This is a genomic window from Gardnerella sp. DNF01141 (assembly GCF_049244255.1).
GTDB classification, from domain to species: domain Bacteria; phylum Actinomycetota; class Actinomycetes; order Actinomycetales; family Bifidobacteriaceae; genus Bifidobacterium; species Bifidobacterium vaginale_E.
Window position 1 is genome coordinate 871,945 of the sequence record NZ_CP058391.1, and the last position, 16,492, is coordinate 888,436.

A 16,492-nucleotide genomic window follows, 5' to 3' on the forward strand; every position below is an offset into this window, starting at 1 on the left:
TTTAGTATATCGCACCAAATACGCACGCAGTATTTTCTCGAGTTTGCGCTACGGCCTGCCGAAGCGCTGCGATTTAGCGCGCGCTGGCCATTCTTCGGACACTGGTGCAGTACGGTTTCTGTGATATGTACCCCTTTTTCTGGACACATATCCCTTTTTACTTAATCATATTGCCTGAGTAGATGCTTTCCTGTATTCAACAGGAGGCACCCACCCAGTCTTCTTCTGTATTCTCTCGTTATTGTAGTAATAAATATATTCTTTCACTGCTAGAGCAAACTGCTTAAACGAAGCATACTCATGCTCGTGCCCGTAATACAACTCGTTTTTAAGCCTACCAAAAAACGATTCCATAATACCATTGTCATAACAGTTCGCTTTACGGCTCATAGACTGAATAATCCCGTGTTTTTTCAAAACACTCCTAAAATAATCCTGCCTATACTGCCAACCCTGATCAGAATGGAATATAAGCCCTTCAACCATTCGGAAACGTTTAAAAGCCTTATCTAACATGCGTTTTACCTGCTTTAAATCAGGGTGTAATGATAAATCGTAAGCAATAATCTCATTCGTATGCATATCAAGTATTGGTGAAAAATAACACTTACCCCACGAGAAATTAAACTGTGAAACATCAGTAGTCCACTTCTGTAAAGGAGCAGTAGTAGTAAAATCACGGTTAATAACATTATCCGCGACTTTACCAACCGCACCCACGTACGAGTTGTACTTCTCTTTTGGGCGTTTCCCAACTAACTGCATGACATGCATTAAACGTTGAACCCGCTTGTGATTAACCTTAAACCCACGGTTTAATAGCTCGTTATAGACTCTTCTAACACCATACCTGCCTTTATGGTGAGTAAATATTTCTTGAATAATACTCATTAACGTTTTATTCCGTAGTTCTACTACGTTTATTTTGCTTAACTCAAAATAGTAAGTAGACTTCGACATTCGTATAGCGTGAAGAAGATGTTTCAGCTTATATCCTTGCTCAACGAGTTGTTTTACTGATTCTGCTTTTTCGCCTTGAGTAGAGCAACTTTCTTCGCTTTGCTCAAGGCATCCAGTTTTTTTAGTATTGCATTTTCCGCTTTAAGATACTCGATTTCTTCACGAAGAAACTTAAGTTCTTCACGCTCGCTCAACGTTAAAGGATCAACATTTTTCATGTTTTTACGGTTCATACAAGGCTCTTCTACTGGTTTTTTACGAGTATGTTTTACTAAACCACTATAACCTTCCGTTTTATATGTTTGCACCCAGTCTGCTACTTGACCTTTCAGTAAACCATTCTCAACTGCTGCCTGGTTAATAGTTTTCCCAGCAAGAATTTTGTTAACAATACGAAGTTTTCCCACTGGATCCCAATGTTTATAGCCGGTGCGTGGTTTAAGCACATCGAACCCGTTAGCGTTTACTAAACGCGTCCAGTACGCGACAGTATTACGAAAATTATTCCTACTAATAGTGTTATGCGTCGGTAATTCCAGGTTTTGACGATATAGTTCAACACACTTCTTTTTAAACTCGTAACTATATTTACATTTTGACATGCTCTACTCCTTTTACTAGCAGTCCAGAAAAAGGGGTACATATCACAGTACGGTTTCTGCGCGCGTGTCTCTGTTGTCTGTTTTGACGTTATTTTGGAACATTCTCCGTAGTTTTTCTCCGGAGTTTGTTGTCGTTTTGGCGTTACATGGAAACATTTGCCGTAAGTTTTCCTCATGTTTGGAGGGTTTAATATCAGTATTCGCTCCAAATGTGAGATGATTCTCTCGCGTTTGGAGTGCTACACAGCCTCAAACCCTCCAAATGTGAGGATACTAGCGCGTGTTTGGAGGATTACAAAAAACAGTAGTATGGGAATAAAAAAGCGGGGAACAATCAAGTTCCCCGCTAGAAGATTAATGCGGCAGCGTGCTAGTCTCCCACACCCTATCGAGTGCAGTACCCTCGCCGTGTCAGGCCTTAGCTTCCGGGTTCGGAATGGGACCGGGCGTCTCACCTGAGCCATGACCACCGCAAAACTATATTATACACTCACCAACAGTGAGTGGCAACGTGGCGGTTTGGGAACCGGACATGAACGCGAGCAATAAAAGCTTTTACTAACCAATCGTTAAGCGAATCGTTTAATACTCCATGATGCTAGAAAATAATACTCAAGTTTCAAACTAGCCCCTCCCAAAAAAGCAGAAGGGAAGAATGTCACCATCGCCCGTTAGTACTGGTCAGCTCCACCCCTTACAGGGCTTCCACGTCCAGCCTATCAACCACGTGTTCTACATGGGGGCTCACACACTAAAGTGCAAGGAATGCTTATCTTGGAGCAGGCTTCCCGCTTAGATGCTTTCAGCGGTTATCCCTTCCGAACGTAGCTAACCGGCAGCGCCACTGGCGTGACGACCGGCATACCAGAGGTTCGTCCACCCAGGTCCTCTCGTACTATGGGCAGGTCTCCTCAACATTCCAACGAGCGCAGAGGATAGAGACCAAACTGTCTCACGACGTTCTGAACCCAGCTCGCGTGCCGCTTTAATCGGCGAACAGCCGAACCCTTGGGACCTGCTCCAGCCCCAGGATGCGACGAGCCGACATCGAGGTGCCAAACCATCCCGTCGATATGGACTCTTGGGAATGATCAGCCTGTTATCCCCGGGGTACCTTTTATCCGTTGAGCGATGCCACGTCCGTACGCCGGCACCGGATCACTATCTCCGACTTTCGTCCCTGCTCGACCCGTCAGTCTCACAGTCAAGCCCGCTTGTGCGATTACACTCAACACCCGATTGCCAACCGGGCTGAGCGGACCATTGAGCGCCTCCGTTACTCTTTAGGAGGCAACCGCCCCAGTTAAACTACCCGCCAGGCACTGTCCCTAACACGGATAACGTGCTGAGGTTAGACGCCAGATATGGAAAGAGCGGTATTTCACCTGTCGACTCCACGCAAGCTAGCGCCCACGCTTCACAGCCTCCCGCCTATGCTACACGATCCACACCTAACGACAATACCAAGGTATAGTAAAGGTCCCGGGGTCTTTTCGTCCTTCTGCGCTTAACGAGCATCTTTACTCGTACTGCAATTTCGCCGGGCTCCTGGCCGAGACAGTGGGGAAGTCGTTACGCCATTCGTGCAGGTCGGAACTTACCCGACAAGGAATTTCGCTACCTTAGGATGGTTATAGTTACCACCGCCGTTTACCGGGGCTTAAATTCACCGCTTCACCGAAGTTAACGGATCCTCTTAACCTTCCGGCACCGGGCAGGCGTCAGAGCGTATACAGCGGCTTACGCCTTCGCACGCTCCTGTGTTTTTGGTAAACAGTCGCTACCCCCTAGCTTGTGCCACCCCCAACAGCTCAACAGTGTGAAACCATATCACCATCAGGGGTCTCCCTTATGCCGAAGGCACGGGAGTAATTTGCCGAGTTCCTTGGCCAGGATTCGCCCGATCGCTTCGGTATACTCTACCAGACCACCAGTGTCGGTTTAGGGTACGAGCGGAATCACACCTCACGTTGAAGCTTTTCTTGGCAAGCAGGATCACCGGAATCAGCCTTACAGCCTACCCATCACGCCTCAGCTTTAACATCCCCCGGATTTACCTAGAGGACAGCCCACACGCTTAGCCACGGAAAACCACCTCCGCAGCCGGCTACCTACCCGCGTCACTCCCACGCTAACCTACTACCGATACGCTCCCAACACAAACAAGCCAACAACCCCGAAAGGAAGCCAGCTTGCAAATGAAGGTTAGTACTCTCAGATTCAGTTCGAACGGTGTAACACCGGTACGGGAATATCAACCCGTTCATCCATTCGACTACGCCTGTCGGCCTCGCCTTAGGACTCGACTCACCCGGGGACGACGAACGTGGCCCCGGAACCCTTAGTCATCCAGCGGACGGGATTCACACCCGTCTCTCGCTACTCATGTCTGCATTCTCACTCCTGTAAAGTCCACGACACGTTCACACGGCCGCTTCACCCCTTACAGGACGCTCTCCTACCCCGCATGAAATAAATCATGCAGCCGCGTCTTCGGTGGCGTGCTTAAGCCCCGCTACATTGTCGGCGCGGAACCACTAGACCAGTGAGCTGTTACGCACTCTTTCAAGGATGGCTGCTTCTGAGCCAACCTCCTGGCTGTCTATGCGACTCCACATCCTTTCCCACTTAGCACGCGCTTCGGGACCTTAGACGACGATCAGGGCTGTTTCCCTTTTGACGACGGAGCTTATCCCCCGCCGACTCACTGCCGTGATAAACCTAACAGGTATTCGGAGTTTGGCTGCTATTGGTACCCGGTATGGGCCCGCAAGCATCCAGTAGCTCTACCCCCTGTAAGCAATAACACGACGCTGCACCTAAATGCATTTCGGAGAGAACCAGCTATCACGGAATTTGATTGGCCTTTCACCCCTAACCCCAAGTCATCCCCCCAGTTTTCAACCTAGGTGGGTTCGGTCCTCCACACGGTCTTACCCGCGCTTCAACCTGCTCAGGGCTAGATCATCCCGCTTCGGGTCCAGGACATGCGACTAAAACGCCTTTTAAAACTCGCTTTCGCTACGGCTCCCCCACCCGGGTTAGCCTCGCCACATACCACTGACTCGCAGACTCATTTTTCGATAGGCACGCCGTCACCCCACAAGAAGGCTCCGACGGATTGTAAGCGCACGGTTTCAGGAACTATTTCACTCCCCTCCCGGGGTGCTTTTCACCTTTCCCTCACGGTACTAGTACACTATCGGTCAGACAGGAATACTTAGGCTTACCCAACGGTCTGGGCAGATTCACGCGGGATTCCACGAGGCCCGCGCTACTTGGGAATAAGCATAAAGAGACATCGCACGACAAGCTACGGGGCCATCACCCTCTACGGCTGGGAATTCAATCCCATTCACCTAGCACGACATTTTATCACTCTTCTCAACCCCGTCAGAGGCTGAACAACCAATCCCACGACCCCGAATGCGCAACACCTGACGGTTATCACACGCACCCGGTTTAGCCTGATCCGCTTTCGCTCGCCACTACTCACGGAGTATCCTTTCCTGCAGGTACTGAGATGTTTCACTTCCCTGCGTACCCCCCACAAAAACTGTGGTGACCACCCATAACAGTGGCCGGGTCTCCCCATTCGGAAATCCTCGGATCAAAGCCCACTCGGCAGCTCCCCGAGGCATATCGCAGCCCGTCACGTCCTTCATCGGTCCTGTCTACCAAGGCATCCACCATACGCCCTTACCAGTGACACACACCAGTAAGAAACCTAACAGCAAAATTCTCTAGACAACAAATCATCACACTAAACGATCACAAAACGATCAAGACGACTCCACCAAAATGGAGCCGGTCGAAAATCAGTAAAAGCAAAAACATGAAACCCTAAAAAGAATCTCACATAATCACTCGCGTCCACTATCCAGTTCTCAAACCACCACAACACCAAGAACCCAAGCCAAACACTCAAAAAGCATCAACCTGAAATCCAAGGATCGCAAAGGACCGCAACCCCAAAACAAGGGGGGTGGCAATCCGGGAACCCAAAAGCATGCCCAAACATACTCATTCAAAAAACGTTAACTATTGTTTTCCACACCAGTAACCACACTCAATCCGAGCGTGCACAAAAACTCCGTAGAAAGGAGGTGATCCAGCCGCACCTTCCGGTACGGCTACCTTGTTACGACTTAGTCCCAATCACGAGCCTCACCTTAGACGGCTCCATCCCAAAAGGGTTAGGCCACCGGCTTCGGGTGCTGCCCACTTTCATGACTTGACGGGCGGTGTGTACAAGGCCCGGGAACGCATTCACCGCGACGTTGCTGATTCGCGATTACTAGCGACTCCGCCTTCACGTAGTCGAGTTGCAGACTACGATCCGAACTGAGACCGGTTTTAAGGGATCCGCTCCATGTCACCATGTCGCATCCCGTTGTACCGGCCATTGTAGCATGCGTGAAGCCCTGGACGTAAGGGGCATGATGATCTGACGTCATCCCCACCTTCCTCCGAGTTAACCCCGGCGGTCCCCCGTGAGTTCCCGGCATAACCCGCTGGCAACACAGGGCGAGGGTTGCGCTCGTTGCGGGACTTAACCCAACATCTCACGACACGAGCTGACGACGACCATGCACCACCTGTGAACCTGCCCCGAAGGGAAACCACATCTCTGCAGCTGTCAGGCACATGTCAAGCCCAGGTAAGGTTCTTCGCGTTGCATCGAATTAATCCGCATGCTCCGCCGCTTGTGCGGGCCCCCGTCAATTTCTTTGAGTTTTAGCCTTGCGGCCGTACTCCCCAGGCGGGACGCTTAACGCGTTAGCTCCGACACGGAACCCGTGGAATGGGCCCCACATCCAGCGTCCACCGTTTACGGCGTGGACTACCAGGGTATCTAATCCTGTTCGCTCCCCACGCTTTCGCTTCTCAGCGTCAGTAACAGCCCAGAGACCTGCCTTCGCCATTGGTGTTCTTCCCGATATCTACACATTCCACCGTTACACCGGGAATTCCAGTCTCCCCTACTGCACTCTAGCCCGCCCGTACCCGGCGCAGACCCACCGTTAAGCGATGGGCTTTCACACCAGACGCGACGAACCGCCTACAAGCTCTTTACGCCCAATAATTCCGGATAACGCTTGCGCCCTACGTATTACCGCGGCTGCTGGCACGTAGTTAGCCGGCGCTTATTCGAAAGGTACACTCACCCGAAGGCTTGCTCCCAATCAAAAGCGGTTTACAACCCGAAGGCCTTCATCCCGCACGCGGCGTCGCTGCGTCAGGGTTTCCCCCATTGCGCAATATTCCCCACTGCTGCCTCCCGTAGGAGTCTGGGCCGTATCTCAGTCCCAATGTGGCCGTCCGCCCTCTCAGGCCGGCTACCCGTCGAAGCCTAGGTGGGCCATTACCCCGCCTACAAGCTGATAGGACGCGACCCCATCCCATGCCACTAAACACTTTCCCAACAAGACATGCGTCAAGTTGGAGCATCCAGCATTACCACCCGTTTCCAAGAGCTATTCTGGAGCATGGGGCAGGTTGGTCACGCATTACTCACCCGTTCGCCACTCTCACCAACCAGCAAGCTGGTCAGATCCCGTTCGACTTGCATGTGTTAAGCACGCCGCCAGCGTTCATCCTGAGCCAGAATCGAACCCTCCACGAAAAAATTCAATGAAGAGCCAACAAAAGGCTCCAATATAAAAGAAAAAGACGAGACATTCTTTAAGGAAAGAACATCCCAACAAAAACCTCACCACCATTTAACCATCTCTCAGGCACCCCACAATCTGTGAGGCAGGCAATGAACTGGCAATAATTAACTAATAAGTAGTACAGACACGCTCTTGAGTTCTCAAACCACCACCACACCAGCCGGCTCAATCAACCCCAAAGAGAAGAACCAGCCGCGCTGAGCAGCAAGAGATAAACTTACACCAAACCCAGCCAAAACGCAAACCCACCCCACAAACCAACCACAAAAACACTGAAAACACTAGCATCCACCGGAGTGTCGAAAACAACGAAAAAGAACCCAAGAACCAACACAAAACCAGAAACAATAATCAAAACCAACAAAAAATAACCAAAAATAACCCCAAAAACCTCAAAACCGGGAGTGTCGCAACCCCCAGCTTTAAACAAAACAACGACAAAAACACAATCAATACAAAATCAACGCCCAAAATACACAAAAAGCAGAAAAGTATGAGATATACGATTAAACATAAACAAAAAGATATATGAATGCGATATATGGAATAAGAAATACATATATAAATGGATACTTATTAAATAAACATTTATTAAAGAATATGAAGCACATAAAAACATAAAAGCGTAAAGAGCATAAAGAAGAAGAAAAATAAGAATAGGATATTAACAGATATTAATAAAAGGAGAAGAAGAATGAACAACAAGCAATCAAACAGCAAAAGACATATCGTTGTGCTAACAGGCGCGGGAATATCTACGAGCGCGGGCATTCCAGATTTTCGCGGACCAGACGGCGTATGGACCAAGCACCCAGAACAAATGAGTGTTTACGATATAGACGCATTTTTAAGCAGTAAAGAGGAACGCATATATTCTTGGCGATGGCAAAAAGAGTCGCCAGTTTGGAACGCACAGCCTGGAACAGCTCACAAGGCACTTGTAAAACTCGAGCAGGCAGGAATGCTCGACCTTATAGCCACACAAAACTTTGACGCACTTCACGAAAAAGCTGGCAATGACCCAGACATCATAGTGAATTTGCACGGAAGTATTGGAACATCGCACTGCATGAGCTGCCACGCGAGCTATAAAACTGCCGATATTATGGCAGATTTAGACGAGCATCCAGATCCGCATTGCAGGCGCGCCCTGCCATACCGCGGAAATATGCCTTGCAATGGTCTGATTAAAACAGACGTTGTATATTTTGGAGAAGCACTTCCCGAAGGCGCTATGGAAAGAAGCGCGCAAGCAATAGTTAAAGCGGACGAGCTGTGGGTTATTGGCTCCACGCTAGAAGTATTTCCAGCTGCAAGCCTTGTGCCGTTAGCTGCTCGCGCAGGAGTGCCAATTACGATAATGAACCTGGGAGCTACGCAATACGATTATTTGGCAGAGCGTATTATTCGCGAAGATATTGCGAAAGCTCTGCCAAAATTAGTAGACGAAACTATTGCAAAGTAGTTATTGCGAAACAATTATCACAAATTAACTATTGCAAAGTAACAGCTATACCTTCCCAAGGCGAAAGCGTACCATTTTTAAGCGATGTAAGCGCATGATTTACGTCGTAGGTTGTAACCATTACGTTATGCTCCGTAAAGCTGCTAGAAAGGCGATTTTGCAGCGTTTTCGCACTTTCTGCAGGAATAGGAACAGTTGATTCTGTCATATTAACCATTACGAGCATGCGTTCTGTAGATTCTGCATTAGATTCCGCAGAATCTTCCTTAGTTCCGCAATCGGATTTAAGCTCACGCACAAAAGCGTACACACACTCGTCGTCTGCATCAACCAAATTCCAAGAGCCTGTGGAAACAATCGGCTCAGAATGGCGCAAAGCAATCAAATACTTGTAAAAAGCATAAACAGAATCCGAATCTTCCATCTGCTCAGCTGCATTAATGTCTACGTAGTTAGGATTCACACTAATCCACGGCTCCGCATTGTTTAGCGACGGAACATTAAAAGGCATGAATCCCGCGTATTTAGAAGCATTCCACTGCATTGGAGTTCGAGAATTATCGCGACCGCGCTTTGCGAGCGCATCCATCATAGACTCCGCCGACTGAATATGCGCTTCTTCTACGCGCTGCTTAAACATGTTCAACGCTTCCAAATCACGATACTGCTCAAGACGAGTAAAGTGCGCGTTAGTCATACCAATTTCTTCACCTTGATACACGTACGGAGTGCCGCGATGCATGTGAAGAAGCATTGCAATTGCCTTAGCGGATCGCACGCGCATCTCATCGCTAGATTCACTTCCCCAGCGAGAAAGCGCACGCGGCTGATCGTGATTATTAAAGAACAGGCTCGCCCAACCAGCATCCGCTACAGCTTGCTGCTGCTCAGCCATTACGCGCTTTAAATCAGTCAACTTTAGCGGCACAGGATTCCACTTCGTGCCGTTTTCGCAATCAATATCTACGTGATTGAACAGGAACAACATGTCGAGTTCGCTGTGAGCAGGATCCGTAATATATGTGTTGCGGTGCGGAGAAATTCCTGGAGCCTCACCAACAGTAAGATAACCTTCGCGCCCTTCGAAAACTTCTGCACGCATCTCGCGCAAGAACTCGTCTAAACGAGGTCCGTCCGAGCAGAATGGGAATGGCGATGAATAGCCGTCGGCTCCAGCCGGAAAATCTTCAATTTGGCAGCCATCTTCACCAGGCAAGCGATCTTCAGAATCAACATGCTTTGAAATCTGCGTAATAACGTCCATGCGGAAGCCGTCAATTCCGCGATCCATCCACCAATTCATCATCTTGTACACTGCAGCGCGAACCGCAGGATTTTCCCAATTTAAATCTGGCTGCTTTGGAGAATACTGGTGAAGATAGTATTCACCTCGCTTTGGATCGTAAGTCCACGCAGAACCGCCGAAATACGAGCCCCACTTATTTGGCTCCGCGCCAGGCTCTCCTGGCACATGGCCTTCACGAGCCGGCCTCCACCAATACCAATCCGCGTAGTCGCTAGAAGCATCTCTTGAAGCTTGGAACCAGGCGTGCTCGTCGGAAGTATGATTTACTACTAAATCCATCACAACTTTAAGCCCACGCTCGTGAGCTCCAGCCAAAAGTTCGTCCATATCTTCCAAAGTTCCAAAAAGTGGATCAATATCTTGATAGTCGGAAATATCGTAACCATTATCGTCTTGCGGAGACTTGTATACAGGGCTGAGCCAGAGCACGTCAACGCCTAAATCAGCCAAATAATCAAGGCGCGAAGTTATTCCCTTCAAATCACCAATACCGTCGCCGTTGGTATCTTGGAAGCTTCGCGGATAAATCTGATACACAACTGCATTCGCCCACCAAGGGTTTGGCGTAGCGCCGTTTGTGCGCACGGATTCTGGTAAGTTTACTCGGTCAAAAGTAGTCATACATTCCCCACTAATTTACGTAAGTAAGTATTTTATTGCGTATTTTCTATTACGAATAATTTTATGTTTAATAGTATTTATAATTTTAGACTCTAAATTCTAGCAGAATACTATATATTTGCGCATATAATAAAAGCGGCCCGCAGTAAAAACCGTGAGCCGCACCTCCTTCTCATTCGTGGCACGAATTAGAATGCTCTCCAAATCACTGCTGATGATGCAGTTTGAACGCAAGCTCCGCCAAGTGCACGCCGTGAGTTAAGAATTCGTGCGTGCGGCAAACGTAATCGTTTTCGCGACCAAGTTTCGCAATATAACCGTTGATATAGTCGACTTCCGTTTCGCGACCGCGGCTCATATCTTGGTACATAGAAGGATAGTGCAAAGGATTTGCCACGCGACTTACGTAATCGATAGCTTCCATCTCCTTCTGGCGCGTATTTACCATACGAATTCCGGCGCGATCGCACGCGTCGTAAGCTTCGTTAATAAGTTGACGAGCCATATCCATAGCACCTGGGTACGAAATAAACTGGCCCATTTGAATCTGGTACATAGTGCACAAAGTGTTGATTACGGAATTAAAAATCACCTTCGCCATGCAAGTACCCTTGAAATCTTCCGTAATAGTAGGGTTCAAACCTGCAGCTTTAAAGTCGTCTCGCATAGCAAGCTCAACATCACTCACCTGCTCGTTCAACGCGCACATATTCATTGTGCCAACGCCAACTTTACCAATAAAATCAACGTCACCCGGACCATTCAAAACGGTTGCAATCATTGCCGTACCGCCGTAAATACGATCATCTGAGAAATACTGCTGAAGCTTTTCAAAATGACCCCAACCGTTCATTGCAGCAAACACAACCTGATGCTCTTTGAACAAATGCTTGCAACGCTCCAACATTTGAGCAAGCTGCATTTGCTTCATAAACACAATCCACACGTCTGGATCACCGTCGTAATCTTCAGGCGTATACATATTAATAGGCACCAAATGACGGTTTTCATGGTCTCGGCTAACCATTACTCCGCCTTGCGCGCGAACCTTATTCACATTTTCATCCCAGGCATCAATGAAATCAACATGAATACCGGCCGTTTCCTGCAACAAAACGCCATAGCGATATCCCATAGCTCCCGAACCGATCATTGCATATTTCATGCCACTCATAGTGACACCTCCTTTTAGGTAAAAATGTGCTTAGGCGAGATTCATGCGTTTTACAGGAATTACGTCGAAGCGACTACAAATATTGCAAAAGCAAAAGTAAAAACGATTTGCTTTTTGTTTTTATAGCATATTACTCAATTCGCGGAGATTGTCAAAAATTTTTCTAATTGCGTTTCTTATGGCGTTTCTAATTAAAAAATTATTCAGTTTTAACGGTGATTTTCAAAAAAGTTTCGCAAAACTTGTGCACACTCAGATTCACAAACCGAACCAATAACTTCCGGATAAGATCCCACGTGTGGGTCTCGCAAAATATCCCATACAGATCCGCACGCGCCCAACTTTGCATCCCAAGCACCAAAAATTACGCGGCGAAGTCTAGTTTGTAAGATTGCTCCAGCGCACATAGGGCAAGGTTCAAGAGTTACTACCAAAGTGCAGTCAGATAAATTCCAAGATTTTCGCGAAGAAGCAGCAGATTTCATAGCAAGAACTTCCGCATGGGCTAAAGGATCGTGCATTCCCTCACGTAAATTTGCTCCGCGGCCAATAATATTTCCGTCACCATCAAGCACAACTGCACCAACTGGAACTTCTCCAGCCTTAGCCGCTTCGACCGCCAACCGCAACGCTTCATTCATTGCGTAAGTAACGGAATCATCATTTTTATTCATAAAATCGGCTCACACAATCAACTGCACAATCAACTCACACAATCAACTCACAAATCGCAACTGCTACAGAAGTCCCGACGTAATATCGTGCAACATGAACCACTTTCGAATATCACCAAGTTCTTCCATATGCACAGCATGATCAAGACCTTTGTACCGCTTTTCCTCAAGCCACGTGTGCTCCTCAAGCCAAGCGGCCGCTGCAGAAAATTCGTAAGGCGGAATCACATCATCTTCTAAACCGTATCCGAAAAATACAGGCGTATTGTGCTCAGCTAAATCGTCATCTTTTAAAGCAATTTCGTCTGCAGAGGCAGGAACGCTAGGAGCTATAAATCCGGAAAGCGCAACGGATGCGCGATAACGAGCAGGATTTAATCGCAACACATGAACGGCTAAAGCAGCGCCTTGCGAAAATCCGAACGGCACAATATCACGATTTTCTGGAATATTTTCACGCACCCACTCGTCTATTGCGGCTGCAGCAGCATACATGTCGTAATCTAAATCTTCTCGCTGCGGCACAGCATCATGAAACCAACTGTACGCACCTTGCGCAAGTTTAAGCGGAGCACGTAATGAAATCGCATCATTATACGGAGCTACTATTCGCAATAAATCTAGTAAATCTTCTTCGTTAGAACCCCATCCGTGCAAGAACAGCAGCAACGGATGCGTTGGGTGCGCAACAGCATTACCTTGTGAATATTGTGAGTGCGTTACTTTCAGCGGCTCTCCAAAACGACCCGGCACTACGTGAGATTCGCGGCCAATATGCGGTTCGTAAGAATTGATTTGCGCATTATTGCGATTTGGTTCATCGTTAGTAGACATAGTAGTCATTGCCTCACCGCCGTTTGTATAAATTGTTACGTTACAAATCTTTATTTTAATAAATATTTTGTATCAAATCATTATGATTTTCTCATTTACAGCATACACATATAAAAAATTAATTAATAAAAATTAATTAATAGAAATTTAAAGAATGAATATTTTGATTTTAGTAACTTTCGAATTAAAAAGCAGAGTATCGCAAATTCAGTACGATTTGATAATTTATCAGACGTCTGACGAATTGTAACGTGCTTACTGTAACATACAAAGAAAGCCAATTCAGCCGCGATTTCAAGGAGGATATCATGCTGAAAACTGAATTCGTTGTAGGCGCGTACGCGTCACTGCCAAAATCACGCGAAGAACAACAACAATACTACGATTTACTCGGAAGTCAAAACTGGGTTGCCGGAACAGAAATCCCATACCCGGGCGATTTAGCAGATTCGCAAACCCGAGAATGGCTAGCAAACGCAATACCATCAAACTGGCACAAAAACACAATAACCGCAATTCCCGGAACAATGCGGCATATAAATTTTGATCCCGATCCAGAATTTGGCTTAGCAAGCCCGAGCGAAGAAGGGCGACTTCGCGCAATCGACTTCTTCAAAAATATTCGTAACGCAATAGCTGATTTTGCAAACCTTCGAAACAGCTGCGATATTTCGCATATTGAAATACACACGGCACCAACTCGAATAGCGCGCGCGGACGCAATGAAAAAGTCACTAGACGAGCTCGCGCAATTAGATTGGCTTGGAACAAAGCTCGTAATGGAACATTGCGACAGGTATATTGAAGGGCAAAATCCAGAAAAAGGCTTCCTTCCGCTCGAAGACGAAATTCAAATTGCAAAAGATGCAGGAATTGGAATCACAATTAATTGGGGTCGTAGCGTTGTTGAAGAACGCAATGCTAAAGCCGCTATAAATCACGTACGCGAAGCAAGAAAAGCTGGAGTGCTTAAGGGAGTAATGTTCTCGGGAGCAGGCCCAGAAGCTACGCAATACGGGTACGAATGGATTGATGGACACTTGCCTATGGCTCCAGACGAGCCAACGTCCTTAATGACTCTTGCGGAAATTCAGGAAACTGCGCGCGAAGCTTTAAAAGACGATTATTTAATCGACTATTTGGGTGCAAAAGTATGCGTACCGCAAGATTCCAGCGTTCCAGAACGCTTGAACTATTTAAAGCATATTTACGAAGCTGTAAACGCAACACAAATTGCGTGAATTAAAAACTCAATCAATCAGCAAATAAAATATATTTCTACGGATGTGACTTATGAACGAAATAAAAGATTCTAGCTCTACATATCTTGCTTTTGACATAGGCGGAACAAAAATAGCTTACGGATTGGTTACATTACCGGAGTCGGCATGCAGCAAAAATATTGCAGATGCGGCTGATACAGCAACGGCAAATATTGCAGATGCTGCAGGTTGCGTTATTCCGTCCGTGCAAGAATACGGTTCAATACCAACCGAAGCGTCAAAAGGCGGCGAAAGCATAAAAAATCGTTTAGTAGAACTAGCGAAACAAATCCTGGAAAAAGCGCAAAAAAATGGCAAAACCATTAGCGGAATCGGAATCGCAGCCGCAGGAGTGCCGAATAGTAAAACTGGCGAAATAGTTGCAGCAACAGACATTCTTCCCGGTTGGCGCGGACAGCGAATTTACGACGCGTTTAAAAGCATAACTGATTTGCCAGTTTATATGATTGGAGACGTTGGCGGACACGGACTAGGGGAAGCTATTTACGGAGCTGGGCGCGGAAAATCAATCGTACTTTCCGTTGGAATAGGAACCGGCGTCGGCGGCGCAATTATTATAAACGGCAAACTTTTTACTGGAGCACACTCAGTTGCCGGTCACGCCGGTCACGTTGTTAGCGATTTGGGAGTTGGATTCGAATGCTCTTGCGGAACGCACGCTGGGCATATTGAGCCAGTTGCGTCCGGAACTGGTCTTGCAACTTTATACAACCATAATTTGCCTGCAGGTGTTCAAAAAGCGGAAAACGGGTACGAAGTATGCGTTTACGCAAACGAAGGTCAACCACACGCTAAAGAAACGCTTGCTAAAAGCGCAAAAGCATTGGGAGAATGCATAGCTGGAATGGCGAATCTTATAGACCCGGATGTTATTGTGCTTTCGGGGTCTGTTGTAGAAGCAGGAAATATTTGGTGGGATTCAATGCGAGCTGGATTTGAAGATTCTGCTTTAGATTTGGTTAAAAGCACGCCGATTTTTAAGGGAAAGCTTGGTGGCACAGCTCCGCTTATTGGTGCTGCTTTCGCCGCTTTTACAGCTTCTCAAATTTGAAATATTTTTAAAAAGGAGAAAAACTATGAATCCTGTAGTTGAAAAAATTAAGGGCGGCTTAATTGTTAGCTGCCAAGCTTACCCTGGGGAGCCGCTTAGGCACCCGGAAACAATGGCACAAATGGCAATGGCTGCCGTAGAAGGCGGCGCTATTGGAATTAGATGCCAAGGATTGTCGGATATTTCCGCGATTAAAGGTCAAGTTGACGTTCCTGTAATCGGCATTTGGAAAGATGGCCACGATGGAGTTTATATAACACCTACTTTGCGTCATGCGCGCTGCTGTGCGGCGGCTGGAGCAGATATTATTGCGATTGACGCAACTGATAGGCCGCGTCCAGACGGGCTTACTTACGAGCAGACTGTTAGCGCTTTGCACAATGAGGGCATAGTAGTTATGGCTGATTGCGGAAACTTCGATGACGCTAAACGCGCTGCGGATTGTGGAACGGATATTATATCTACTACTTTGGCTGGTACTTCTCCAGGAAGACCGAAAACAGACGGGCCTGATTTTGAACTTTTAGGCCAGATTTTGCAAGCTTTCCCAAATTACCCTATTATTTGTGAGGGGCGTATTCACACCCCTGAGCAATTGCATGAGGTTATACAAATGGGCGCGTGGGCTGCAGTTGTTGGGACGGCAATTACGCATCCAACGTCAATTACGCGTTGGTTTGCAGCAAAGCTTTAAAAAGAATAAATGAATTTTCACAATCTCGACACACGCACAACTTGACATCAGACATCAGACCTCTTATGTTTAAAGTAACGTGAAAATCACACGAGCGCATAATTGAAAACTATTCACATTCAAAGATGAAATGTGAATCAACAAACTCAACGG

At 47.1% G+C, this 16,492-nt stretch carries 10 protein-coding genes and 3 rRNA genes; 4 read left to right on the plus strand and 9 right to left on the minus strand.

Features of this window, described 5'->3' with window-relative positions:
• Positions 1–165 precede the first annotated feature (165 nt).
• From HXT35_RS03185 to HXT35_RS03205, 5 genes are all read right to left on the minus strand, one after another.
• Positions 166–987 carry an IS3 family transposase gene (locus HXT35_RS03185; RefSeq protein ID WP_421788378.1) on the minus strand — a complete coding sequence of 274 codons (822 nt, stop codon included), beginning with the start codon at positions 985–987 and terminating at the stop codon, positions 166–168.
• Positions 988–1,013: 26 nt separating this feature from the next.
• Positions 1,014–1,562, minus strand: a complete 549-nt coding sequence (locus tag HXT35_RS03190) for a helix-turn-helix domain-containing protein (RefSeq protein ID WP_421787809.1) — start codon at positions 1,560–1,562, stop codon at positions 1,014–1,016.
• 357 nt (positions 1,563–1,919) lie between these two features.
• A 5S ribosomal RNA gene (gene rrf / locus HXT35_RS03195) occupies positions 1,920–2,036 on the minus strand.
• Between the two features lie 178 nt (positions 2,037–2,214).
• Positions 2,215–5,275 (minus strand): 23S ribosomal RNA (locus HXT35_RS03200).
• 386 nt (positions 5,276–5,661) lie between these two features.
• A 16S ribosomal RNA gene (locus HXT35_RS03205) occupies positions 5,662–7,188 on the minus strand.
• The 16S, 23S and 5S rRNA genes sit together here, the layout of an rRNA operon.
• Positions 7,189–7,931: 743 nt before the next feature.
• Here HXT35_RS03205 and HXT35_RS03210 point away from each other — a divergent pair.
• Positions 7,932–8,702, plus strand: coding sequence for an SIR2 family NAD-dependent protein deacylase (locus HXT35_RS03210; protein WP_421787811.1), 771 nt, complete (start codon positions 7,932–7,934; stop codon positions 8,700–8,702).
• A 28-nt stretch (positions 8,703–8,730) separates the two neighbouring features.
• Here the strand turns inward: HXT35_RS03210 and HXT35_RS03215 are convergent, their stop codons facing one another.
• The 4 genes from HXT35_RS03215 to HXT35_RS03230 form a co-directional block, all read right to left on the minus strand.
• On the minus strand, positions 8,731–10,629 hold the full coding sequence (locus HXT35_RS03215; RefSeq protein ID WP_004126740.1) for an alpha-glucosidase: 1,899 nt from the start codon (positions 10,627–10,629) through the stop codon (positions 8,731–8,733).
• A 205-nt stretch (positions 10,630–10,834) separates the two neighbouring features.
• The gene (locus tag HXT35_RS03220; protein WP_004126738.1) at positions 10,835–11,803 is read right to left on the minus strand and encodes a ketopantoate reductase family protein; all 969 of its coding nucleotides are present in this window, start codon (positions 11,801–11,803) and stop codon (positions 10,835–10,837) included.
• Between the two features lie 209 nt (positions 11,804–12,012).
• A complete protein-coding gene (locus HXT35_RS03225) occupies positions 12,013–12,477 on the minus strand; it encodes a nucleoside deaminase (RefSeq protein ID WP_116794475.1) in 465 nt (154 codons plus the stop codon).
• Between the two features lie 63 nt (positions 12,478–12,540).
• Positions 12,541–13,311, minus strand: a complete 771-nt coding sequence (locus HXT35_RS03230; RefSeq protein WP_421788380.1) for an alpha/beta hydrolase — start codon at positions 13,309–13,311, stop codon at positions 12,541–12,543.
• A 308-nt stretch (positions 13,312–13,619) separates the two neighbouring features.
• Between HXT35_RS03230 and HXT35_RS03235 the strand changes: the two genes are divergently transcribed.
• The 3 genes from HXT35_RS03235 to HXT35_RS03245 are packed head-to-tail and all read left to right on the plus strand — an operon-like array spanning position 13,620 to position 16,339.
• A complete protein-coding gene (locus HXT35_RS03235) occupies positions 13,620–14,552 on the plus strand; it encodes a DUF4862 family protein (protein WP_415699225.1) in 933 nt (310 codons plus the stop codon).
• A gap of 52 nt (positions 14,553–14,604) precedes the next feature.
• Positions 14,605–15,645 carry an ROK family protein gene (locus HXT35_RS03240; protein ID WP_415699224.1) on the plus strand — a complete coding sequence of 347 codons (1,041 nt, stop codon included), beginning with the start codon at positions 14,605–14,607 and terminating at the stop codon, positions 15,643–15,645.
• A gap of 25 nt (positions 15,646–15,670) precedes the next feature.
• A complete protein-coding gene (locus HXT35_RS03245) occupies positions 15,671–16,339 on the plus strand; it encodes an N-acetylmannosamine-6-phosphate 2-epimerase (protein ID WP_421787815.1) in 669 nt (222 codons plus the stop codon).
• Positions 16,340–16,492: the final 153 nt, after the last annotated feature.